This is a genomic window from Rhodococcus sp. W8901, assembly GCF_013348805.1.
GTDB lineage: Bacteria > Actinomycetota > Actinomycetes > Mycobacteriales > Mycobacteriaceae > Prescottella.
Window position 1 is genome coordinate 500,237 of sequence record NZ_CP054690.1, and the last position, 21,077, is coordinate 521,313.

The window sequence follows — 21,077 nt, forward strand, 5'->3', positions numbered from 1 at the left end:
GCTTGTGCCGGTTGCCGCCTGCCGATCAGATGTCCCGAGCAGACCGTGACCGGTCACGCTTCGACGAGGAGTGCGCCTCGATTGCGGGGCCCGCGGTCAGGAGGAGCGGTGGCAACCGTCGCGTCGAAACCTGTTGCGGTTCGGCCGTATCCGGCCAGGTTTGCCCGTAAGGGCGCGGTCTTCTACCGCGTGATCACGACGACGGATCCCAAGGTGATCGGGATCATGTACCTGATCACGTCGTTCGCCTTCTTCATGTTCGGTGGGCTGCTGGCGCTGCTGATGCGTGCCGAACTCGCCTTGCCGGGGCTGCAGTTCCTCTCGAACGAGCAGTACAACCAGCTGTTCACGATGCACGGCACGATCATGTTGCTGCTGTACGCGACGCCGATCGTATTCGGTTTCGCGAACTTCATCCTGCCGCTGCAGATCGGTGCACCCGACGTCGCGTTTCCGCGGCTCAACGCATTCAGCTACTGGGCGTTCCTGTTCGGCGGCATCATCGCGTCGGCCGGGTTCATTACCCCCGGCGGTGCGGCCGACTTCGGTTGGACGGGCTACACGCCGCTCAGTGATGTTCTCCATTCGCCCGGGATGGGCGGCAACCTGTGGATCATGGGCCTGGCCCTCAGCGGTCTGGGCACGATCCTCGGTGCGGTCAACATGATCACCACGGTGATCTGTCTGCGTGCGCCCGGCATGACGATGTTCCGGATGCCGATCTTCACGTGGAACATCTTCATCACCAGCATCCTGATCCTGGTGGCGTTCCCGATCCTCACCTCGGCGCTGATGGGCCTGTTCGCCGATCGCGTGGTGGGAGCGAACGTCTACGACCCCGCGACCGGCGGAACCCTGTTGTGGCAGCACCTGTTCTGGTTCTTCGGTCACCCCGAGGTGTACATCGTCGCGCTGCCGTTCTTCGGCATCATCTCCGAGATTCTGCCGGTGTTCTCGCGCAAGCCGATCTTCGGTTACACGGGACTGGTCTACGCAACGATCGCGATTTCCGCTCTGTCCGTTGCGGTGTGGGCACACCACATGTATGCGACGGGTGCCGTGCTGCTGCCGTTCTTCTCGTTCATGACATTCCTCATCGCGGTGCCGACCGGCGTGAAGTTCTTCAACTGGATCGGCACGATGTGGCGGGGCCAGTTGACGTTCGAATCCGCCATGCTGTTCTCGATCGGGTTCATCGTCACGTTCCTGTTCGGTGGTCTGTCGGGAGTCCTGCTCGCGAGCCCGCCGATCGACTTCCACGTCACCGACTCGTATTTCGTGATCGCGCACTTCCACTACGTCCTGTTCGGCACGATCGTGTTCGCCACGTATGCCGGCATCTACTTCTGGTTCCCCAAGATGACGGGCCGGTTCCTCGACGAGCGACTGGGGAGGTGGCACTTCTGGCTGACGTTCATCGGCTTCCACACCACGTTCCTCGTGCAGCACTGGCTCGGCGCAGAAGGCATGCCGCGCCGGTACGCCGACTATCTGCCGTCCGACGGTTTCACCGTGCTGAACTCGGTGTCGACGGTCGGTTCGTTCATCCTGGGTGCGTCGACCCTGCCGTTCCTGTGGAACGTCTTCAAGAGCTTCCGCTACGGCACTATCGCCACGGCCGACGACCCGTGGGGTTACGGCAACTCCCTCGAGTGGGCCACGACGTGCCCGCCGCCGCGGCACAACTTCACCGAGCTGCCCCGAATCCGTTCGGAGCGGCCCGCATTCGAGTTGCACTACCCGCACATGGTGGAACGGCTACGGGCGGAGGCCCACGTGGGTCCGGGCAGCGCCGGCCGCGCGGTGACGGCGGTGATCGAGAGCAGTGATCGGGAGGCGGACAGCGACCGTGAGCCGCCGCCCGAGGAAGAACGACACGACCCCGGCCGGCACCGCGACGACACATGACGCCGCCGCGGCGGACGGTTCACTCAGGCCTTGCGCCCCAGGGCCGCGAGGCTGCGCGTCTGCCGATCGGCGTCCGCGGGCACCTCGACGGCCGGGCCGCAAACACCGTCCATGTGCAGCGAGTCGCCGAGTTGCGCGATGATCGCGCCGACCATGTCGAGGTCCTGCTCCGGAATCGTCGTGTCCAATTCTGCCGCGTGGGCGATGTCCCAGCCGTGAACGACGAGGTCGAAGCAGTAGAAGGTGCGGATCGTCGAGGCCAGATCGGTGCGCCCGAAGTGACCGTCGTATTCGAGCGCCGCCTTCGCGGGATCGTCGAGGATCGCCTGGACCGCATCCCGGGTGTGCCGCCAGGCGCCCGCCGGATCGGTGGCGGCGGACGGGCCGGGCGGGATGGACAGTCCCACGACGCCCATCATCTTCGCCTGCGTACCGACGACGTGGTCGACCACGTCGCGGGTGGTCCAGCCGTCGCACGGCGAGGGGCTGTCCCAGCGGTTGGTGGGCACCGCGTCGACCCGCTCGGTGAGCGCTGCGGCGAGACGTCGGTACAGGTCCGGTGTGGTTTCGGTGATTGTCATGCGGCCGATTCTCCGTTCTCGGGGACGGTGCGGTCTTGCACCGATCGGACATCGAGGACCGACGCGTCGCCGTGCCAGTCGGGGGCCTCGCCGGCGAGCAGGTCGGTGGGCGTGAGCGACGCGATGCGGCGACACTCTCGCGACAGGTGCGCCTGGTCGCTGTATCCGGCCTCGGTCGCGAGCGCCGCCAGTCCCCGCCGGCGATCGGCCCGGGCCAACGCCATGAACCGCTGCAGACGGAGGATCGATCGCAGCGTCGACGGCCCGTACCCGAACGCGTCGTTGCAGCGGCGGTGCAGTTGGCGGCTGGTCATCGCCGACGCGTCCGCCAACTCCTCGACGCTCCACGAGCGAGTGGCCAGCGCGGACGTGATCCGGGCCGCGAGAGGGTCGGGCTGGGGCCGTGAGACGAGCCACCGCCGACCGGCGTCCTGCAGGATGGTCAGCCGTTCGGTGGTGTCGCCCGCGTGCTCGAGTCGATCGACGAGCACGCGTTCGGAGGCGGACCCGAGGACGTCCTCGAGTGAGACCCGGATGTCGCGGATGTGTGCGGCGGAGGTGCGCAGCACGTGCGGGGCCGTGCCCGGCCGGAACCGGATGCCGAACGACTCGCTGCCCGGCGGCAACGTGAACGACCACGCCGATGTCTCCGGGCCGCACACCCGGATACCGGCACCGGCGATCCACAGCACGTCGATGCAGCCGTCCGGCACGAGAAGGTGGTGCCCCTCGGCGCGCGCGGACCACGCGCACACGAGCGCGTCGGCCAGGTCCGGTGCGACCGCGGTCGGCGAATACCACCCCATGCCGCTCAGCGTAGGAGCGGGCACCGACATCCCGCGCACGAACCGGCTTGGGCCGAACCAGAGAAGAGGAGTTCCGGCATGAGAAGAGCCGTGCTTATCTCGCTCGCCGCATTGGCGGCGGGCGCCATGTTGGTCGGATGCTCCGACAACAACAACTCGGGCCCGACTCCCAGCACCACCCCGATGCCGACGACGGTGCCCGCGGCGGGCCCCGTGCTGTCGACGGGCGAGTCGAGCATCGGCCAGATCGTGGTGAATACCGACGACATGACGGTGTACGCGTACGACCGCGACGAGCCCGGTACCAACGCCAGCGCGTGCGACGCGGTCTGCCTGCAGATGTGGCCGCCGGTGACCAGTGATACGCCCAAGCCGGAGGTGCTGGGCGTCGCCGGCGTCATCGGCACCATCCCGGGGCCGCAGGGCGGCAACCAGGTCACCGTCAACGGAATGCCGCTGTACCTGTTCGCGGGCGATCCGCGGCCCGGTTCGGTGGCCGGTCAGGGGATGGACAACCTGTGGTGGGCGCTCAACCCCGCCGGCGAGAAGATCACCAACGCGCCGGGTGGGTGAGCGTCACTCGCCGGGCGGGAAAGCCTGGGCTGCGCCGAACACCTCGACGGTCACCCGGGCGCCGACATCCGGTGTGCGGGTGCTCGCCTGACGGACCTGGATCTCGGCGCCGGAGTCGAGCGTGATGTCGAGCATCGACGGTGCGCCGAGGAACTCGGTGCGGGTCACCGTGCCCGTCCCGCCGCCGGAATCCCCGGCGACTTCCGTCGCGACGATCTGCTCGGGCCGCAGCATCAGCCGTGCCGGGCCGTGGATATCGGTGTCGCGTACCGGGATCCGGCCCAGGGCGCACGACGCGACACCGTCGGCGACATCCGCCGGCAGCACCACGCACTCGCCCAGGAACCGGGCGGTGAAGTCGTCGACGGGGGAGTGGTAGAGCTGTTCGGGCGTGCCCACCTGCGTGAAGCGTCCGGTACGCATCACCGCGACCTGGCCGGCGAACGTCAGTGCCTCTTCCTGGTCGTGGGTGACCAGCAGGGTCGTCACGCCGGCCGCACCGAGCGTGGCCGCCACCGATTTGCGGGTCGTCACGCGCAGTCCGGCGTCGAGGGCGCTGAACGGCTCGTCGAGCAGCATCACCTCCGGATCGCGGGCCAGCGCTCGTGCCAGGGCGACGCGCTGCTGCTGGCCACCGGACAGCTCGTGGGGGCGCCGCCGCCCGTACGACGCGTCTAGCGAGACCATCTCCAGCAGTTCGGCGACGCGTCGGTCGGATGCCCTGCGGCTCCCGAACCGGGAGCCGGGGAGCCCGTACGCGATGTTTCCGGCGACCGTGAGATGGGGGAACAGCGCACCGTCCTGCGCGACGTATCCGACGCGTCGGCGGTGCGCGGGCACCATCTGGTCGCGGCCGGCGACAACGGAACCGGCGATCGACACCGTCCCGTCGTCGGGGCGCTCGAATCCGGCGATGATCCGGAGCAGGGTGGTCTTGCCGCAGCCCGACGACCCCACGACCGCGGTGATCGATCCGTGCTCCACGCCGAGGCTCACACCGCGCAGCACGTCCGTCGGTCCGAACGACTTCGACACCTGGTCGATCACGATCTCGCTCATGCGCCGGCCGCCTTCCGGGATTGACTGAACAACAGGTAGGTCATCGGCAACGCGAGGACGATCATCAGCAGCGCGTACGGCGCCGCGGCCGCGTAGTCGAGCTCGCTGGTGAGCGACCAGAATCGGGTCGACAGCGTGCGGGTGCCGTTGGGGGCCAGCAGCAGCGTCGCGGTCAGTTCCGTCGCGATCGCCATGAACACCAACGCGGCCCCGACCGCGGCGGACGGCGCGGTCAGCCGCAGCGTCACGCGCAGGAACGTCGTCCACGGCGGCCTGCCGAGCGCCGCCGACGCCTCCTCCAGGCCCACCGGTACCTGCGCGAGACCGGCGCGCAGCGACACGAGCGACCGCGGCAGGAACATCAGCACATACGCGACGATCACCATGATCGTGGTCTGGTACAGCGGATTCGCGTACCGGATGGTGACGGTGATCAGCGCCAGCGCGGTCACGATGCCCGGTAGCGAACTCGTCACGTAGTTGGTGCCCTCGACGATCTTGCTGAACACGCCGGGCCAGCGGATCGCCAGCCACGCGACGGGGAACGCGAGCGCCGTCGCGGCCAGCGCGCCGACCAGGCCGAACGTGAGGGTCTGTGTCAGTGCCGGCCACAGCGCCGCCGACTGCCACACTTCGCTGCCGCCGATCCGCAGCCAGCGCACGATGGTCCACAGCGGCACGCCCAATGCCAGCACCGTCAGCGCGACGAGCGCCAGCGTCGCGGGCACGGCGCTCCACCGGAGTCGGATCCGTGGTGCGCTCCGGGCCGCGCCGGAGCCGATGCGGGCGTACCGGGCGGACCCGCGGGCCGCGGCCTCCGAGACGAGCAGCACCAGGCAGCACACCACCAGCACGCTGGCGAGCATGCTGCCGGCGACACCGTTGAACGTGGACTGGAACTGCTCGAGGATCGCGGTGGTGAAGGTGTCGAACCGCAGCATCGCGAAGGCGCCGTACTCGGCGAGCAGATGCAGGCCGATCAGCAGTGCCCCGCCGAGCATGGGCAGCCGCAGCTGCGGCACGACCACCCGGAAGAACACTGCCCAGGGGCTGGACCCGAGCGCGCGGGCCGATTCCTCGACCGCCGGGTCGAGTCGGCGCAGCGTCGCGGCCACGGGCAGCGCGACCAGCGGGAAGTAGGAGAGGGTGGCGACGAGGACGCCCGACCACAGGCCGTGCAGCGAGGGAATCACCGTCACCCACGCGTAGCTGTTGACGAAGGCGGGGACGGCCAGCGGGGCGGCGAGAACCGGTCCCCACCAACGGAATCCGAACACCGTGGTGCGTTCGACGAGCCAGGCCGCGCCGACGCCGAGCGCGACGCAGATCGGGATGGTGACGACCACGAGGGAGACCGTGTTGACCAGCAGTTCGCCGACGCGGGGGCGGAAGATCAGCGCGGACGCAGTCTCCCACCCGGTCGAGATGGTGGTGGTGACGACGTAACCGAGGGGGATCAGCGTGACGGCCACGAGGGCCGCCACGATCAGAACGAGAACCAGCGGGGGGCGGGGCCGTGCCCGCCCCCCGAGCCGGTCAGAGAAGGCCGGCATCCGTCATCAGCTGAGTGACCTTCTGGCTGTTGAGCTTCGACGGATCCACGTTGGGTGCCTGCAGGTCCGCGAGCGGCACCAGCTTCGGGTTGGCGGCGACACCGCTGCCCACCGGGTACTCGAACGAGGTACCGGTCTGCAGGATCTCCTGGCCGGCCTTGCCGGTGATGTACTTCAGGAACGCCTGCGCCGCTTCCGCGTTCTTGCTGGACTGCAGCACACCGCCACCCGAGATGCTGACGAAGGCACCCGGATCTTCGTTCTTGAAGTAGTGCAGCTCGGTGTTCTTGCTGTTCTCGCCGGTCTTGGCCTGGTCGCCGAACCAGTAGTACTGGTAGATGATGCCGCCGTCGATCTCGCCGGCGTTGACGGCCTTCATCACCGTGCTGTTGCCCTTGTAGACGACGGCGTTCTCCTTCATGCCCGCCAGCCACTGCTTGGTGACGTCCTCGCCCTTGAGCTCGAGCAGCGCGCTGACGATGGCCTGGAAGTCGGCGCCGGACGGCGACGCGCCCCAGCGGCCCTTCCACTCGGGGTTCTGGAGGTCGAGCAGCGACTTCGGCAGCTGGTCGGCGGTCAGCTTGTCCTTGTTGTAGACGAACACCGTCGAGCGAGCGGCGATGCCGGTCCACTTGCCGGTGGACGGCCGGAACTGCGTGGGAACCTGCTCGAGCGTCGCGGCGTCGACGTCGGCGAACTGCCCGGCGTTCTCGACGAGCGCCATCGCCGGCGAGTTCTCGGTGAGGAAGACGTCGGCCGGCGACGCCTTGCCTTCGGCGACAATCTGGTTCGCGAGCTCGGTATCCGAGCCGTTGCGGAGCGTGACCTTGACGCCGGTCTCGGCGGTGAACCCGTCGACCCATTCCTGCGTGAGCGACTCGTGCTGCGCGTTGTAGACGGTGATCTCACCGGACGGCGCGCCGGAGGCGGCGGGGTTCGAGGTGCCCGAGTCGGAGTCGTTCGAGCAGGCGGTGATCCCCACCAGTGCCGACGCGAGGAACGCCGCCCCCACAATCCTCTTCCAGGTTCTTGCCATGTCGGACCTCTCGTCGCTCTCACCGGTGCCTCCGATGAGGTATGGCTAAGCAACATACACCGCAGGTGGCGGTGGTCACTCTCGCCGCCTGCCTGGTGGGACCTATGGCCCTGCATGTGACCTGTCGTCGGCAGGTGAGGAAAGAGAAGAGCCCCCGGTGACTGAGTCACCGGGGGCTTCCCGTGGCGGAGGATAGGGGATTTGAACCCCTGAGGGCGTTAACCCAACCCGCGTTCCAGGCGAGCGCCATAGGCCACTAGGCGAATCCTCCGTTGGGGAGCATACCGGTTCGAGGGGTCGGAATGCCAAACGGGGCCCGAGGGAGGGGTGCGTCACTGCGCGATCGGTGGATCTGGTTACACTCGTAGACGGATCCCGCGCGGCGCGCATCCTGTGAACTCCCCCAGGGCCGGAAGGCAGCAAGGGTCAACGGGCTCTGCCGGGTGCGCGGGGTCCCCTATCTTCCCGTCCCCGACCGGTCGTGTCGGTGAAAGGCCGCCCGCATGCCTGTACAAACCCAAATCGGGTTGATGAGCCATGATGAACTTCGCGCCGAACTCGAGCGTCAGAACGCGAAGTACGAGCAGCTCAAGGCAGAGAAGCTGAAGCTCGATCTCACGCGCGGCAAGCCGGCACCCGAGCAGTTGGACCTGTCGGAGCGCCTACTCTCCCTGCCGGGTGACGGTGACTTCCGCGACAGCGACGGCACCGACTGCCGCAACTACGGCGGCCTGACGGGCCTGCCGGAACTGCGCGCCATCTTCGGCGAACTGCTCGGCATCCCGACGGCGAACCTCATGGCCGGCAACAACGCGAGTCTCGAGATCATGCACGACACGATCGTGTTCTCGCTGCTGCACGGCACCCCCGATTCCCCGCGGCCGTGGTCGCAGGAGTCGGCGATCAAGTTCCTGTGCCCCGCACCGGGTTACGACCGTCACTTCGCGATCACCGAGTCGTACGGCATCGAGATGATCGCGATCCCGATGCGCGACGACGGCCCCGACATGACGCGGGTCGCGGAACTGGTCGCTGCGGATCCGCAGATCAAGGGCATCTGGTGCGTTCCCACGTACTCCAACCCGACCGGCGCCGTGTACTCGGAGGATGTGGCCCGCGCGCTCGCGTCGATGCCGGCCGCGGCCCCCGACTTCCGCATCTACTGGGACAATGCGTACGCCGTGCACCCGCTCGTCGAGGAGTGCGCCCCGGCGCTCGACATCCTCGGCATGGCGGCAGGGGCCGGCAACCCGAACCGTCCGCTCGTGTTCGCGTCCACGTCGAAGATCACCTTCGCCGGCGCGGGTGTGAGCTTCTTCGGCGGCTCCGACGCCAACCTGGCCTGGTACCAGCAGCACCTGGGTAAGAAGAGCATCGGCCCGGACAAGATCAACCAGCTGCGCCACCTGCGCTTCTTCGGCGATGCCGACGGCGTCCGCGCGCACATGGACAAGCACCGCGAGATCCTGGCCCCGAAGTTCGCGAAGGTTCTCGAGATCCTCGACGATCGGTTGGGCGCGTCGAAGGTTGCGTCGTGGACCGAGCCCAAAGGCGGCTACTTCATCAGCCTCGACGTGGTCGACGGCACCGCGAAGCGTGTCATCGCGCTCGCGAAGGATGCCGGCATCGCGCTCACCGCCGCCGGCTCCGTCTTCCCGTACAAGCAGGACCCCGAGGACAAGAACATCCGCCTCGCCCCGAGCTTCCCGTCGATGGACGAGCTCACGAAGGCGATGGACGGCGTCGCGACCTGCGTCCTGCTCGCGGCCGCGGAGCACGCGCTCACCAAGCAGTAACCGTCGAACACGACAGTGGCCGGTCACCTCGAGGTGACCGGCCACTCCCGTTCAGGGGTTCGCGGGGCTAGGAGAGTGCGGCGACGATGCGGTCGACGACGTTGTTCGCGCTGTAGTAGTCCAGGCGGAAGCTGTCGTAGTCCAGCGGGTACACGGCATCGCGCTGCACCGACGGGACGGCGGCGAGTGTCGGGTCGGCCTTCATCCGGTCCGCACCCGGCTGCTGCGCGTTGATGATGAAGGTCGTCGCGCCGGTCAGTGCGAGCGGCAGGTTCTCGGCGTTCACGGCGACGATGTCGGATCGGCCTGCTTCCGCGCCGGCGCCGGTGATCTCGGTGGGCAGCGTCGCCAGGGTGAGGCCGAGGCGCGTGGCGAGCCGTCCCTGCGCCGACTCGGTCGTGAAGATGCGCGAATCCTCGGGGTTGTTGTAGGTGAGAATGTTCACCGGCGCGGCGCCGGCCTGCAGCGCGGGAGCGATGGTGTTCTTCGCCTTGTCCACCTTGGCGTCGAACTCGGCGATCCGTTCCTTCGCCCGGTCCTCCTTGCCGACCGCGGCGGCCAGCTGCGTGGTCAGTTCCTGCCACGACTTGTCGGAGTAGTCGAACAGCAGGGTCGGGGCGATCTTGGACAGGACGTCGACCTGCTGGGCGGCCGAGTCGGCGCCGCTCGTGGAGACGACGATGAGGTCGGGGGCCGCCGCGGTGATCTTCTCGACGTTCGGCTGGCCCTGGTAGAGGACCTCGACGTCGCGGTCGGCGGCGACGCCGGCCCATTGCGTGAACAGGCCCTGATCGTTGGTGACGGTGCTCTTGGGCTGCGCGGCGGTGCCGATCAGCGGCGCGTCGAGCGACAGCAGCGATCCGGTGAGCGTGACACTCGTGGACACGATGCGCTGCGGCTCGGCGTCGAGCGTGACTGGGCCCTTGGCGGTCTCGACGGTGCGCGGCCACTCGCCGGACTGGGCGGTGGCGGCGGCAGCGGCGTCTGCGGATTCGTCGTCGGACGAGCACGCGACGGTCGTGACGCCGATCGCGAGGGCGCCGAGAACGACCGCGATCCGGGTGCCGACGGATCGGAGGTGAAGCGTGGTTGGGGACAAGGGGGTTCCTCCTGAGGGTGGGTACGATGAGACCCTACTTTTAGGGCAGCATCACCTAAGTAAGGGGTACCTATGTCGAACGTCACGTCGGTCGACGGCCTGGCGCGACGTCTGCGCGCCGAAGGCGGGCCGTTGATCGATCCGGGGCCGCGCGGATTCGTGACCGCGACGTTCGTGTGGCGGGCGCCGGCAGGATCTCCGGTTCGCCACGTCTATCTGGAGGCCAACGGCATCACCGACCGGCGGCGGCCCGAACGCAATGCGCTCCAACGGGTTCCGGGGAGTGATCTGTGGACGCTGTCACTCGAGGTTCCGGAGAGATGGCGGGGCGGCTACGGATTCCTGCCCCGGGTGGAGCCGATCACCGGTCCCGCCGAGGGGCAGACGGAGTGGGAGTGGTCGCGGGCCGTGATCGCCGGACTCGTCACGGACGAGGAGAACCCGCGTCCGCCGGTCTCGTCGATGGGGCTGCCGGCGCGCTCGGAGGCGGTGATGCCGGGTGCCCCCACGCAACGCTGGTGGGCGTCCGATGCGCCGGTGCGTGGCGTGCTGACGGAGGCGTCGCGGATCCTCGCGGGGGTGCGCCGCAGTATCTGGATCTACGAACCCGCGGGGATCGCGGATCGCGACCGTCCGGTGCTGGTGCTGTTCGACGGCCGGGTGACCGCCGTCGAGATTCCCATCGCCCCCGCGCTCGACCGACTCGCTGAGCGCGGCTACCGGGTGCCGCTGGTCGTGATGATCGACAGCATCGAGCCCGGACTGCGCTCCAGGGAACTTCCTTGCAGCACCGAGTTTCTCGATGCCCTCACCGGCGACGTGCTGCCGTACCTGCGCGAGCGGTGGCAGGCGACGGGCGATCCGGAGTCGGTGCTGGTCGGCGGTTCGAGCTACGGCGGCCTGGCGGCCACGTTCGCAACGCTGCACGCACCCGACGATTTCGGCGGGGCGATCAGCCTGTCCGGATCGTTCTGGTGGCCGCGACCCGACATGCGGGGACGCTCGGTGCAGGCACAGCTCGCGGATCTGGACGTGAGCAAGTCACGTTTCTGGATGGCGGCTGGGGTGCTCGAACCCCGCCTGATCGAAGAAAACCGAGAGGTGCGGGACCTGCTGCGGGCCAAGGGGTTCGAGGTGGACTACCGGGAGTTCTGCGGCGGCCACGACTACATTCAGTGGCGCGAGCTGCTGGTCGCGGGGGTGGCGGCGCTGCTGGGCGGCGCCATCTGAGCTCCTCGGGGTCTGGCGAGGGAGCTGGCCGAGGCACCTCCGGGACGTTCCTCCCCCGGGTGGTGCTGGGTCGCTCGTTACGGGTGCCGTCTGCGACGGCGTCTCCAGACTGACTCCGATCTGGCCGTTGCGCCTGTCGGGAGTTTGGTCCGTACCTATCTGCGTGCGATGAGTGCTCGGGAATCGACGTCTGTCCTGCGGATTTCGAGGAAATCGAAGAATTCTTTGGTCCGCACCTTGACTTGTGATGCGAGTCACGCTTATATCTAAATCTGAGTTTAGATTTACATGTCGAGGACAGGGAGGCGTGTCGTGCAGGCACTCGTGGTGGACGCCGGTGGACCGGCGGACGTCGGACCCTCCCTGCTCCGTCTCGTTGCGGGGTCTGTCGATCATCGGACATGCCGCCCGGAAGTCCTTCGGATGGCTCGGCAGGGTCGGACTGTCAAGCACCGCAGCAGTGTTCGATCGTTTGGGCCACTCTCCGGGTCGACCGATGGTGCTGATCGGGTCGATCGCCGAGATCCGCGGGTCGTTGCTGTTGATCGTCGGCGCGCTGCTCCGGTGGCCGGTGCGGTCCTCCTCGGCCTTCGTTTCCCCGTCTGGGCCCCGGTTGCGGCTTCTCCTTCGTGCGCACCCGGCTCCCGCTCGCGCTCTATCCAACCCGTACCAACTGCCATGGAGAACGAATGAAGAACAAGCTCAAGGTCCTAGGCCCAACGCTCGTGATCGCACTCGCCATTGCCAGCTGCTCCTCGAAGGCGACCGACTCTGACGGCCAGGCAGCAAGTGGCGACCTGAAGGCGGGTATCGGTGTCACCGCCGATGCGATCACTGTCGGATCGCTGGTGCCGCTGAGCGGTCCGATCGGTGGCCTCGGTCAAGATGGCGTTGCCGGCATCCAGTTGTGGTTCGACAAGGTCAACAAGAACGGTGGCGTGTGTGATCGTCAGCTGCGGATCGAGTCGCGCGACAACAAGTACAACACCCAGGAGACCATGACGCAGTACACGTCGCTGCGTTCGGACATCGCCGCGATCGTGAATCTGTCTCCTGGCACGGATGCGGTGACTCTGGGGCCAAAGCTCGCTCAGGACGGACTGGGCGTCATGGCCGGCTCTTTCGACCCCGTGCTGCTGGCCGTGCATGAGGCATTCATGCCGGGTTCGCCGTACGACGTGGAGGCCGTGAACGGCGTGGCCTACCTGGTCGAGCAGGGGGTCCTGAAGGAAGGCGACACGATCGGTGTCATCGCGTACCCGAACGGTATCGGAGCGGCGGTTGCAAACGGTGTCGCCGGTGCGGCTGAGCAGTTCGGCCTGAAGGTGGAGAACACAAAGATCGACAGCACGGCGACGGACGCGACCGCGCAGGTCAACACCTTGCGGCAAGCGGGTGCAAAGGTGATTGTTATGGGAACCGCAGCTGCACAAACTGTTTCGGCGGCTTCTGTGGCGAAGGCCAGCGGGTATGACGTGGTCATTCAGTCCACGAATCTACTGTCCAGTGGCGACCTGGCAGGACCGGCACGCGATGCGCTTGCCGATCACGTCGTCCTGACATCCAACAACGCGCCGTTCAGCTCGAATGCGGCACCGGTACAAGAACTCTTGTCTGCCTGGACGGCTAAGTACGGCGACCGGCCCGCCACGTCGCCCGCCGCCTCCGGCTATTTGATGGCGCAGTTGCTCGAAAAGGGCTTGAGCCAGGCCTGCAAGGACAAGGATCTCACCCCGAAGGGCATTACTGCTGCGATGAGCAAGATGGGCGCCATCTCCACCGCCGGGCTTGCTGTCGATCTCGATTACTCCACTCCGGGCAAGGCTCCCTCGCTGTCCTCCTTCATCATCAAGCCCGATCCGAATGCCAAGGGTGGCACAGTAATTGTGCAGGACCCCGCAGCCAGTGACGCCGCGGTCAAGTACGCGGCCGACAAGGGCTATACCAAGTGATTGCAGGGCAGGGAGGCTCACGATGATCGAAGTCGATTCCCTTGCAGTGAGTTACGGAACCGCCAAGGTTCTCCATGACGTGAATCTGCGCGTCGATGACGGGCAGATCGTAGCGCTGATCGGAAACAACGGTGCCGGCAAAACTACACTCCTGCGGGCACTCTCGGGACTACTAGGGGCCCAGGGTGGACACGTGGTCGCCGGGACCATACGTGGCGAGGGTCTGGATCTCAACCGGAGCAAGGCCGACAAGATCGTTCGGCACGGCATCGTCCAGGTGCCGGAAGGACGTCGAATCTTCGCGCAACTGACCGTCCAGGAGAATCTCATGGCCGGCGCACTGTCGGTGCGCTCTCGGTCCCGCGTGGCGGCCAGCTTGCGCCGAGTACGCGAGCTCTTCCCGATCCTGGTGGATAGGTCGGGGCAAACCGCCGGCTTGCTGTCCGGCGGGGAGCAGCAGATGCTCGCGATCGGACGGGCTCTGATGAGCGAGCCGAAGGTACTGCTCATGGATGAGCCGTCGTTGGGTCTGGCGCCGCTCATCGCTCAGCAGATCATGGAGACGATCACGCATGTGAACGCGGACGGGACGAGTGTCCTTCTGGTCGAACAGAACACCAGGCTCGCTCTGTCCGTCGCACACCATGCGTATGTCCTGAACGGCGGGACCATGGCAGCCGAAGGGCCTGCGGCGGAACTGATCGACTCCGACATGCTCCTCGAACTCACACTCGGCAAGACTGCCGCTCACGGTTCCGCCGTGTCGGCCATGACAGGGGAAGGGCACGATGTCTGAAATAGACGGGAATCTTCTCACGGCCGAGGGCTTGACGGTTCGGTTCGGCGGTGTCCTGGCACTGGACAATGTTTCGTTCGCTATCAAGCGCGGTACCATTCATGCATTGATCGGTCCGAATGGAGCCGGGAAGTCGACGTGTTTCAACGCTCTCACCGCGTTGTACCCGCTGGCGTCGGGCGAGGTCCGTCTCGGTGATGAGCGGCTCGATACCCTGCCGCAACACGAGATCGTCACCCACGAAATTGCTCGTACCTTCCAGAACCTGGTGCTCCCACCGCACCTCACCGTCGCGGACACTCTTCGGGTCGGGCGTCACCATCGGACCCGCACTGGGATGCTCGCCGCGGCATTGGCTCTGCCGTCGGCTCGCCGTGAGCGAGCCGAGGACGAGCGAGTAGTTCAGATAATGGCGGAGGCGCTGGGCATCGAGGAGTACCTCGACCAGCCTGTCGGTCCACTACCGTATGGCATCCGCAAGAAAGTGGAGATCGCGCGCGCCCTGTGTGCGGAGCCGTCGCTGCTGTTGCTCGACGAACCGGTTGCGGGCATGAACGACGCCGAATCACGTGCTTTGGGTGAGCAGATCCGGGAGTGCCGCGACCGCTTCGGCCTCACTGTGCTCCTCGTCGAGCACGACATGGAGTTGGTGCTCACTCTCTCCGACCACGTCACGGTCTTGCAGTCCGGCAGGGTGATTGCCGACGGCGCACCTGACGTCGTGCAACGGGACCCTGCTGTCATCGCGGCGTACCTCGGTACGGACGCGACGCCCTACGAATTGGAGAGGACTTCTCGTGGATAACTTTGTGAATGCCTTGGCTGGGGGACTGTCACTCGGTGCACTGTATGCCGTGATGGCCCTCGGATTCGTGGTCATTTACCGGGCCACCGGAATCCTCAATTTCGCCCACGGTGGGTTCCTGCTCTCGGGTGTCTTCGTGGCAGCGCTGGTCAGTGAATCGCATGGCTATCTGGTGGGCGTGCTGGCCGGACTCGCGGTGGGTGCCTTGGTAGCGATCATCATTGATGTTGTTTTCATTCGGCAGTCCCGGACTCAGGATCATGTGACGCTGACGATCCTGACTCTCGGTGTGAACTTGCTGATCGTCACCGAAGTCAGCCGTCGTCTCGGTTCAGAGTCGTGGGCCCTCAACGATCCGGTCGGGGACCGGATCGTCGAATTCGGGATGATCACCATGCCGGCGTCGCGGCTCATTGCGCTCGGGGTTGCGGTAACCGCCATCGTCGTGTTTCTGCTCCTGTTCCGATTCACCAACTGGGGCCTGGCGATGCGCGTGGGCAGCCAGGACGCAGAGGTCGCCAAGCTGATGGGGGTGCGTTTGTCGCGGGTGTCCTGGACCAGCTGGGCGATCGGTGGTGCGCTGGCTGTTCTCGCCGGATTGTTCCTCGCTTCCTTCCCGGCCGCTGGTGTTTCATCTTCCCTGGCGGACACGGCATTTCGCGCTTTTCCAGCCGCAGTGATCGGTGGTCTGGGATCGGTCGGCGGCGCTCTGGTCGGTGGTATGATGCTCGGCCTGACGGAGGCGTTTGCGGCGACCTACGAGAGCGCATTGGGCGGATGGGCGCACAACCTGTCCGGTATCAGCGCGTGGATACTGCTGTTGGTTGTCTTGCTGGTGAGGTCCGAGGGTCTGTTCAGTTCGAAGCAGGTGGCCCGTGTCTAGAGGTCGTTTGCTCGTAGCCGGACTCCTGGTAGCGCTGGTTGTCGCACCGTACTTCGTCACTGAATTCTGGTTGCAGGTCGGCGGTCTGGCCATGGCTGCAGCGATCGCTGCGATGGGCTTGACGATGCTCGTGGGCGTCGCCGGTCAGATTTCGTTGGCCCATGCAGTTTTTGTCGGCATCGGAGCGTATGGATACGTCATCCTGGCGAGCCCGTCGGGTGAGAATGTATGGGGCCTGGGTCTGCCACCCGTTGTTGCTGCCGTCGGGGCAGTTCTTGCCGCGGGGATCGGTGGCCTGCTGCTCAGCCCGCTCTCGAGTCGGGTGACCGGACTCTACTTGGCGGTCGTCACCATCGGGTTGGTGTTCATCTGGGTCCACTTCCTCAACGAGGTCGAGCAATTCAGCGGTGGCTATATCGGCCGTGCGGTACCGGAATTCGATATCTTGGGCTTGAACTTCGGTGACAGCGAGCCGTGGCACATATTGGGCGTGCCCTTCGGTGCAGTGGAAAAACTATGGCTGCTCGGAATCGTCCTGGTAGTGGTTACCTATATTGCTGCCCGTCGGATCGTGCAGGCCAGGCCGGGGTTGGCTCTGTCCATGGTGCGCGAGAGCGAAGTGGCGGCCGCATCCATGGGGGTCAACGTGGGCCGGTACAAGGCCGGGGCCTTCTTCGTCGCCTCGGTGTACGCGGGCATTGCCGGCGTGTTCCTCGCCGTCACCATTCAGTTCATTACCCCACAGGCGTTCGGGTTCACGCTTTCCACTGATTACTTGGTGATCATCATCATCGGCGGTCTCGGCAGCTTGCGCGGTGCCATCGCCGGTGCCGTGTTCGTCACGGCCCTGCCCCGACTGCTCGGGCAGTTCGCGGGCAACATCCCGTTCCTTGTTCCGGTGGGCCAGGGTGGCATCGACGCCAACGTGATGAGCGTCTTCGTCTACTGCGGCCTACTGATTCTCGTCATCATGTTCGCCCGCGGCGGGCTCGACCGGGTCCTGGGGTGGATGGTCGGGCCGCAACGCCGCTCCCGCCCGGCGCCTGAGCCGAAGCAGGACCCGGTGCCCCAACCCGAACCGGACCCGGCGCCTGCGCCGAAGCAGGAGAAGGAGACCGTCTGATGTATACGTGGCTGCACGTTCTCGATTGGCGTGCTACGTCCGATCCGGACACCCTCGCGGTGAGCGACGACCGCGAGCAGTTGACCTATCGGGACCTCCGGGATCGCGTGGAGGACACCGCCGCGAGTTGGTACGCCCTCGGTGTCCGGCCGGACGACGTCGTCGCGGTACTCGCCCACAACAGCGCCGAATTCCTCGTCCAGACACTCGGTCTCATTCGGCTCGGAGCACTGCCGCTGCTCGTCAACTGGCGAATGACCGCGCACGAGATCGATCGGCTGCTCGACATCACCAACCCCGTCGGCATCTTCGCCGACGAGGCGTGCCGGTCCGTTGTCGGTCACCGCGGCGACCTCGTGCGAGTGGCAGTCGGACTGGGCGGTGGCGGCTGGACCGAAGCCGGTAGTGTCGCCGGTCCGCCCGCGCCGTACCCACGGGACCGGTTGCGCAGCGATCAGGTGGCCTTCCTCATGCACACCAGCGGCACCACCGGGTTGCCCAAGGTGATCCCGCTCGACCACGGCTCCCTCATCCGCGGGCTCGCGGGGTTCGCGATCGACATCGGCGACCAGCAGCGGGGCGGCCGGCACCTGGTGATGATGCCGCTGTTCCATCTCGCGGGTTTCGCCCAGGCAATGCAGTGCTTCCTCACCGGGGGAACGCTTTTCATTCACGACGGAGTTCAGATCGACCGCGTCATCGACACGATCGTGCGGGACCGCATCCAGTTCTTCACCGCAGCCCCGACCATCATCGAGATGCTCGTCGACGCGATGGAGGGAGCACGACAGGGGGAGGACCTGTCGAGCCTGCGTGAGGTGCAGTACGGTGCCGCGCCGATCGACTCCGATTTGCTGGAGCGGGCCGTACGTGTCGTGTGCCGACGATTCCGGCAGATCTACGGCAGTACAGAACTTCAGGGATTCCTGACCGTCCTGCGACCGGAGGATCACGTTCCCGGCAGCACCCGACTCGGTTCCGCGGGCCGAATCTCGCAGGGCTGGGAGGCGCGCATTGTAGGTCTCTCCGGGAACCCGCAGCCGGTTGGCGAACCCGGCGAGCTGTGGGTTCGCAGTGAGAACATCATCCGCGAGTATTGGCATAATCCCGAGGAGACGCGGGCGGCCTTCACCGACGACGGCTGGTACCGAACGGGTGATATGGCGGTGCTCGACGAGGACAGTTTCCTCTATATCGTCGGGCGCTCCAAGGACATGATCATCAGCGGCGGCGAGAACGTCTACCCCGCCGAGATCGAGCGCGCGCTGCTGGATCATCCCGCCGTGGTCGAGGTCGCCGTCGTGGCACGGCCCCATCCGAAGTGGGGCGAGACCCCGGTGGCGTTCGTTGTCTGCGCCCCGGGCGTGGATCCGGATGACGGTGAGCTCGCCCGCCACTGCCGGGAGCGGCTGGCCGGTTTCAAGTGCCCGTCCTCGATCGAACGCATTGCGGAGCTGCCGCGCAACGCCCTGGGCAAGGTGCGCAAGGTCGAGTTGCGTGAGCGTCTGGTAGCCGGCCCCGCCTGAACGGCCTTGGCCGGGAGCACGAAAGGACTGAGTGCACATGGACCACCACCGTTCGATCGGACGGATGCTTCAATACTGGTCGCAGGAACGACCGAACTCACCCGGCATCGCCGTCGAGGGCGTGGCCGAACGCACCTTTGCCGAGTGGTACCGGCGCAGCAGCCGGCTCGCCACCGGTTTCGCGGGTCTGCGGCCAGAGGGCATCGGAGGGCGCGGTGTCGGATTCGCCGGCAAGAATGCCGTGACCTGGGGCGAGGTGCTGGCCGCGGCCTCGCTGACGAGAGCCTTTGCGGTGCCGCTCAATTGGCGGCTGAGTCACCGGGAAATGCAAGAGATCGTCGCGGACGCGGGCCTGGATGCGATCGTGGTCGAGGCGGAATTCATGCCGCTGATGGGGCATCCGGTGCCCGAGGACGGCCGTCCCCGGCTCCTCGTCCCGGGCGCACCGCCCCAGGACTTCGAACGGTGGCTGGCGCAGTGTTCGGCGGATCCCGTAGAGCCGCAATCGGATCCGGATGACGTCGCGCTCGTTGTCTACACCTCGGGAACGTCGGGCCGCCCGAAGGGCGTGCAGTTGTCCAACCGGGCCATAGCCGCCAACCTCGCCTCCGGTCCACCGTGGCAGATCCACCCCGGGGACGTCGTGATGGTGCCGGCTCCGAACTTCCACATCTCCGGAACGGGATGGACCTTCTACTGTTTGGGGCTGGGTGCCGGCTCGCACCACGTCCTGGAAGTCCGCCCGGAGTTGGTGTTGCGCGTCCTCGCTGGTGGACGGGTCAACCACGCCCTGACCGTGCCGGCGGTTGTGCAGATGTTGGTCGGGCACGAGGACGCCCGGAAGTCGACGTACAAGGGGTTGCGCACCCTGATCTACGGAGGGTCGCCGATGTCGCCCACCGTCGCAGCGGTCGCGCAGGAGGTCTTCGACTGCGACCTGATGCAGGGCTACGGCATGACCGAAACCTGCGGGCCGATCACCACTCTCGACGCCGACGATCATCGCAGCGGAGGTGAGCGGCTGGCTTCGGCCGGCCGGCCCGTGTCCGGTGTCGAGATGGGCGTCTTCGACCCCGTCACCGGGGAACGCGCTCCGGTGCGGACCACCGGTGAGGTCTGGACGCGCAGTGAGATGCTCCTGACGGGCTACCGCAACCAGCCGGACGAACTGGCCGCGGTGCTGCGCCCCGACGGCTGGTTCCGGACCGGTGACGCGGGCTACCTCGACGAGGACGGGTACCTGTTCCTCTGCGACCGGGTCAAGGACATGATCATCACCGGTGGTGAGAACGTGTATCCGGTGGAAGTGGAGAATGTGCTCATGTCCCATCCCGGCGTGCGCGACGCCGCCGTCATCGGCGTACCGCACGAGCGCTGGGGCGAGACCGTCAAGGCCGTGGTGGTGCAGTCCGGTGCCGCCACGGACGTGGACGAGCTGATCGCCTACTGCCGGGAGCGTCTGGCGCACTACAAGTGTCCGACCTCGGTCGACGTGGTGCCGGAACTTCCGCGCAACCCCAGCGGCAAGCTCCTCAAGCGTGAGCTGCGCAGGCCATTCTGGGAGGGGCGCGGGCGAGGGATCGCATGAGTGTTTTCGGAGGGATGGAGGGGGATGACTGTGGTTGCCCGGTATGAGGAGGTGGCGCGGTCACTGTCCCAGCGGATCGAGGACGGGTCCTACCCGGTGGGATCGAAGTTGCCGACCGAGGTGAATCTCGCCGACAGCTACGCGGTGTCACGAGCCACAGTCCGCTCGGCGTTGGATTCCCTGGAGCGTCTGGGCATGGTGTCGCGTCGGCGCAAGATCGGGACGCTTGTGGAGTCGGCGCAGCCCACCAGCGGATATACGCGCACCGTTACGAACATGAACGACCTGGTGCAGTACTCCGTCGAGACCCGGCGGCTGGTGTTGTCCCGGGACGAGGTGGTCGCCGACCAGGCCCTCGCCGACCGGATCGGCGGCCACGCCGGCGACGCGTGGACCCTGATCCGCATGCTGCGGCTCGGCGAGTTGGGTGAGGAACTCCCGGTGTGCCACACCGACGTGTACCTCGACCCCGAGGTCGCCGCTATCGTCGGGGACCGCCTCGAGCGTCCGGATGGTCTGATCAACGAGATCGTGGAGCGGTGTACCGGGCGGCTGACCGATCGTGTCGAGCAACGTATTCGCGCGTGCGCCCTGCCGAAGGGCCTTGCCGCGCAACTGAAGGCCGAGGCCGGTTCGCCGTGCCTCGAAATCACCCGCAGATATGTCGAGAGTTCGGGAGCAGTGGCCCAGGTGACCGTGTCGATCCACCCGGGCGATCGCTTCGATTTCAACGTGCCGATGCAGAGGCAGCGTTGAGAAGAGT

18 protein-coding genes, 1 tRNA gene and 1 other RNA gene are annotated in these 21,077 nt (G+C 66.6%); 13 read left to right on the forward strand and 7 right to left on the reverse strand.

What is annotated here, in order from left to right:
- Nucleotides 1-108: 108 nt before the first annotated feature.
- A complete protein-coding gene (ctaD, locus tag HUN07_RS02260; RefSeq protein WP_174907671.1) occupies nt 109-1,908 on the forward strand; it encodes an aa3-type cytochrome oxidase subunit I in 1,800 nt (599 codons plus the stop codon).
- A 23-nt stretch (nt 1,909-1,931) separates the two neighbouring features.
- Here ctaD and HUN07_RS02265 read toward each other — a convergent pair whose 3' ends face one another.
- Nucleotides 1,932-2,489, reverse strand: a complete 558-nt coding sequence (locus HUN07_RS02265) for a TIGR03086 family metal-binding protein (protein WP_174907673.1) — start codon at nt 2,487-2,489, stop codon at nt 1,932-1,934.
- Nucleotides 2,486-3,295 (reverse strand): helix-turn-helix domain-containing protein, encoded by an 810-nt coding sequence (locus HUN07_RS02270; protein WP_174907674.1) that lies wholly within the window; start codon nt 3,293-3,295, stop codon nt 2,486-2,488. The genes HUN07_RS02265 and HUN07_RS02270 overlap by 4 nt, the downstream gene beginning before the upstream one ends.
- Nucleotides 3,296-3,373: 78 nt before the next feature.
- Between HUN07_RS02270 and HUN07_RS02275 the strand changes: the two genes are divergently transcribed.
- The gene (locus HUN07_RS02275; protein ID WP_174907676.1) at nt 3,374-3,868 is read left to right on the forward strand and encodes a COG4315 family predicted lipoprotein; all 495 of its coding nucleotides are present in this window, start codon (nt 3,374-3,376) and stop codon (nt 3,866-3,868) included.
- Nucleotides 3,869-3,871: 3 nt separating this feature from the next.
- On the opposite strand, the gene HUN07_RS02280 is transcribed toward HUN07_RS02275, so the two are convergent.
- The 4 genes from HUN07_RS02280 to HUN07_RS02295 form a co-directional block, all read right to left on the reverse strand.
- Complete coding sequence (locus tag HUN07_RS02280; RefSeq protein ID WP_114721347.1) at nt 3,872-4,927, reverse strand: ABC transporter ATP-binding protein; 1,056 nt, start codon at nt 4,925-4,927, stop codon at nt 3,872-3,874.
- Nucleotides 4,924-6,480, reverse strand: coding sequence for an ABC transporter permease (locus HUN07_RS02285; RefSeq protein ID WP_174907678.1), 1,557 nt, complete (start codon nt 6,478-6,480; stop codon nt 4,924-4,926). Before HUN07_RS02285 ends, HUN07_RS02280 begins: the two co-directional genes overlap by 4 nt.
- Entirely contained in the window at nt 6,464-7,516 is a 1,053-nt protein-coding gene (locus tag HUN07_RS02290) for an iron ABC transporter substrate-binding protein (protein ID WP_114721343.1), read from the reverse strand. Before HUN07_RS02290 ends, HUN07_RS02285 begins: the two co-directional genes overlap by 17 nt.
- A 183-nt stretch (nt 7,517-7,699) precedes the next feature.
- Nucleotides 7,700-7,787: transfer RNA gene (locus HUN07_RS02295), tRNA-Ser, on the reverse strand.
- 96 nt (nt 7,788-7,883) lie between these two features.
- On the opposite strand from HUN07_RS02295, the gene ffs reads away from it, so the two are divergent.
- Together ffs and HUN07_RS02305 are read left to right on the forward strand one after the other, a co-directional pair.
- An RNA gene (ffs, locus tag HUN07_RS02300) (signal recognition particle sRNA small type) lies at nt 7,884-7,978 on the forward strand.
- Nucleotides 7,979-8,019: 41 nt separating this feature from the next.
- A complete protein-coding gene (locus HUN07_RS02305) occupies nt 8,020-9,312 on the forward strand; it encodes an aminotransferase class I/II-fold pyridoxal phosphate-dependent enzyme (RefSeq protein ID WP_174907680.1) in 1,293 nt (430 codons plus the stop codon).
- Nucleotides 9,313-9,379: 67 nt separating this feature from the next.
- Here HUN07_RS02305 and fepB read toward each other — a convergent pair whose 3' ends face one another.
- The gene (gene fepB, locus HUN07_RS02310; RefSeq protein WP_174907681.1) at nt 9,380-10,411 is read right to left on the reverse strand and encodes a Fe2+-enterobactin ABC transporter substrate-binding protein; all 1,032 of its coding nucleotides are present in this window, start codon (nt 10,409-10,411) and stop codon (nt 9,380-9,382) included.
- A gap of 72 nt (nt 10,412-10,483) precedes the next feature.
- Here fepB and fes point away from each other — a divergent pair, with 72 nt between their 5' ends.
- The 9 genes from fes to HUN07_RS02355 all read left to right on the forward strand — a co-directional run bounded on the left by fes (nt 10,484) and on the right by HUN07_RS02355 (nt 21,070).
- Nucleotides 10,484-11,641, forward strand: a complete 1,158-nt coding sequence (gene fes, locus HUN07_RS02315; protein WP_174907683.1) for an enterochelin esterase — start codon at nt 10,484-10,486, stop codon at nt 11,639-11,641.
- A gap of 689 nt (nt 11,642-12,330) precedes the next feature.
- The gene (locus HUN07_RS02320; protein ID WP_174907685.1) at nt 12,331-13,593 is read left to right on the forward strand and encodes an ABC transporter substrate-binding protein; all 1,263 of its coding nucleotides are present in this window, start codon (nt 12,331-12,333) and stop codon (nt 13,591-13,593) included.
- A gap of 22 nt (nt 13,594-13,615) precedes the next feature.
- Complete coding sequence (locus HUN07_RS02325; protein WP_114721331.1) at nt 13,616-14,389, forward strand: ABC transporter ATP-binding protein; 774 nt, start codon at nt 13,616-13,618, stop codon at nt 14,387-14,389.
- Nucleotides 14,382-15,194: an ABC transporter ATP-binding protein gene (locus HUN07_RS02330; RefSeq protein WP_174907687.1), complete on the forward strand. Its 813-nt coding sequence runs from the start codon at nt 14,382-14,384 to the stop codon at nt 15,192-15,194. Before HUN07_RS02325 ends, HUN07_RS02330 begins: the two co-directional genes overlap by 8 nt.
- Nucleotides 15,187-16,077 carry a branched-chain amino acid ABC transporter permease gene (locus tag HUN07_RS02335; RefSeq protein WP_174907689.1) on the forward strand — a complete coding sequence of 297 codons (891 nt, stop codon included), beginning with the start codon at nt 15,187-15,189 and terminating at the stop codon, nt 16,075-16,077. Before HUN07_RS02330 ends, HUN07_RS02335 begins: the two co-directional genes overlap by 8 nt.
- A gap of 91 nt (nt 16,078-16,168) precedes the next feature.
- Nucleotides 16,169-17,200, forward strand: coding sequence for an ABC transporter permease subunit (locus HUN07_RS02340; protein WP_174907691.1), 1,032 nt, complete (start codon nt 16,169-16,171; stop codon nt 17,198-17,200).
- Nucleotides 17,200-18,726 (forward strand): class I adenylate-forming enzyme family protein, encoded by a 1,527-nt coding sequence (locus tag HUN07_RS02345; protein WP_174907693.1) that lies wholly within the window; start codon nt 17,200-17,202, stop codon nt 18,724-18,726. The genes HUN07_RS02340 and HUN07_RS02345 overlap by 1 nt, the downstream gene beginning before the upstream one ends.
- Nucleotides 18,727-18,790: 64 nt before the next feature.
- Nucleotides 18,791-20,314, forward strand: a complete 1,524-nt coding sequence (locus tag HUN07_RS02350; RefSeq protein ID WP_174907695.1) for an AMP-binding protein — start codon at nt 18,791-18,793, stop codon at nt 20,312-20,314.
- A gap of 24 nt (nt 20,315-20,338) precedes the next feature.
- Nucleotides 20,339-21,070, forward strand: coding sequence for a GntR family transcriptional regulator (locus HUN07_RS02355; RefSeq protein WP_174907696.1), 732 nt, complete (start codon nt 20,339-20,341; stop codon nt 21,068-21,070).
- The last annotated feature ends 7 nt before the right edge of the window (nt 21,071-21,077 follow it).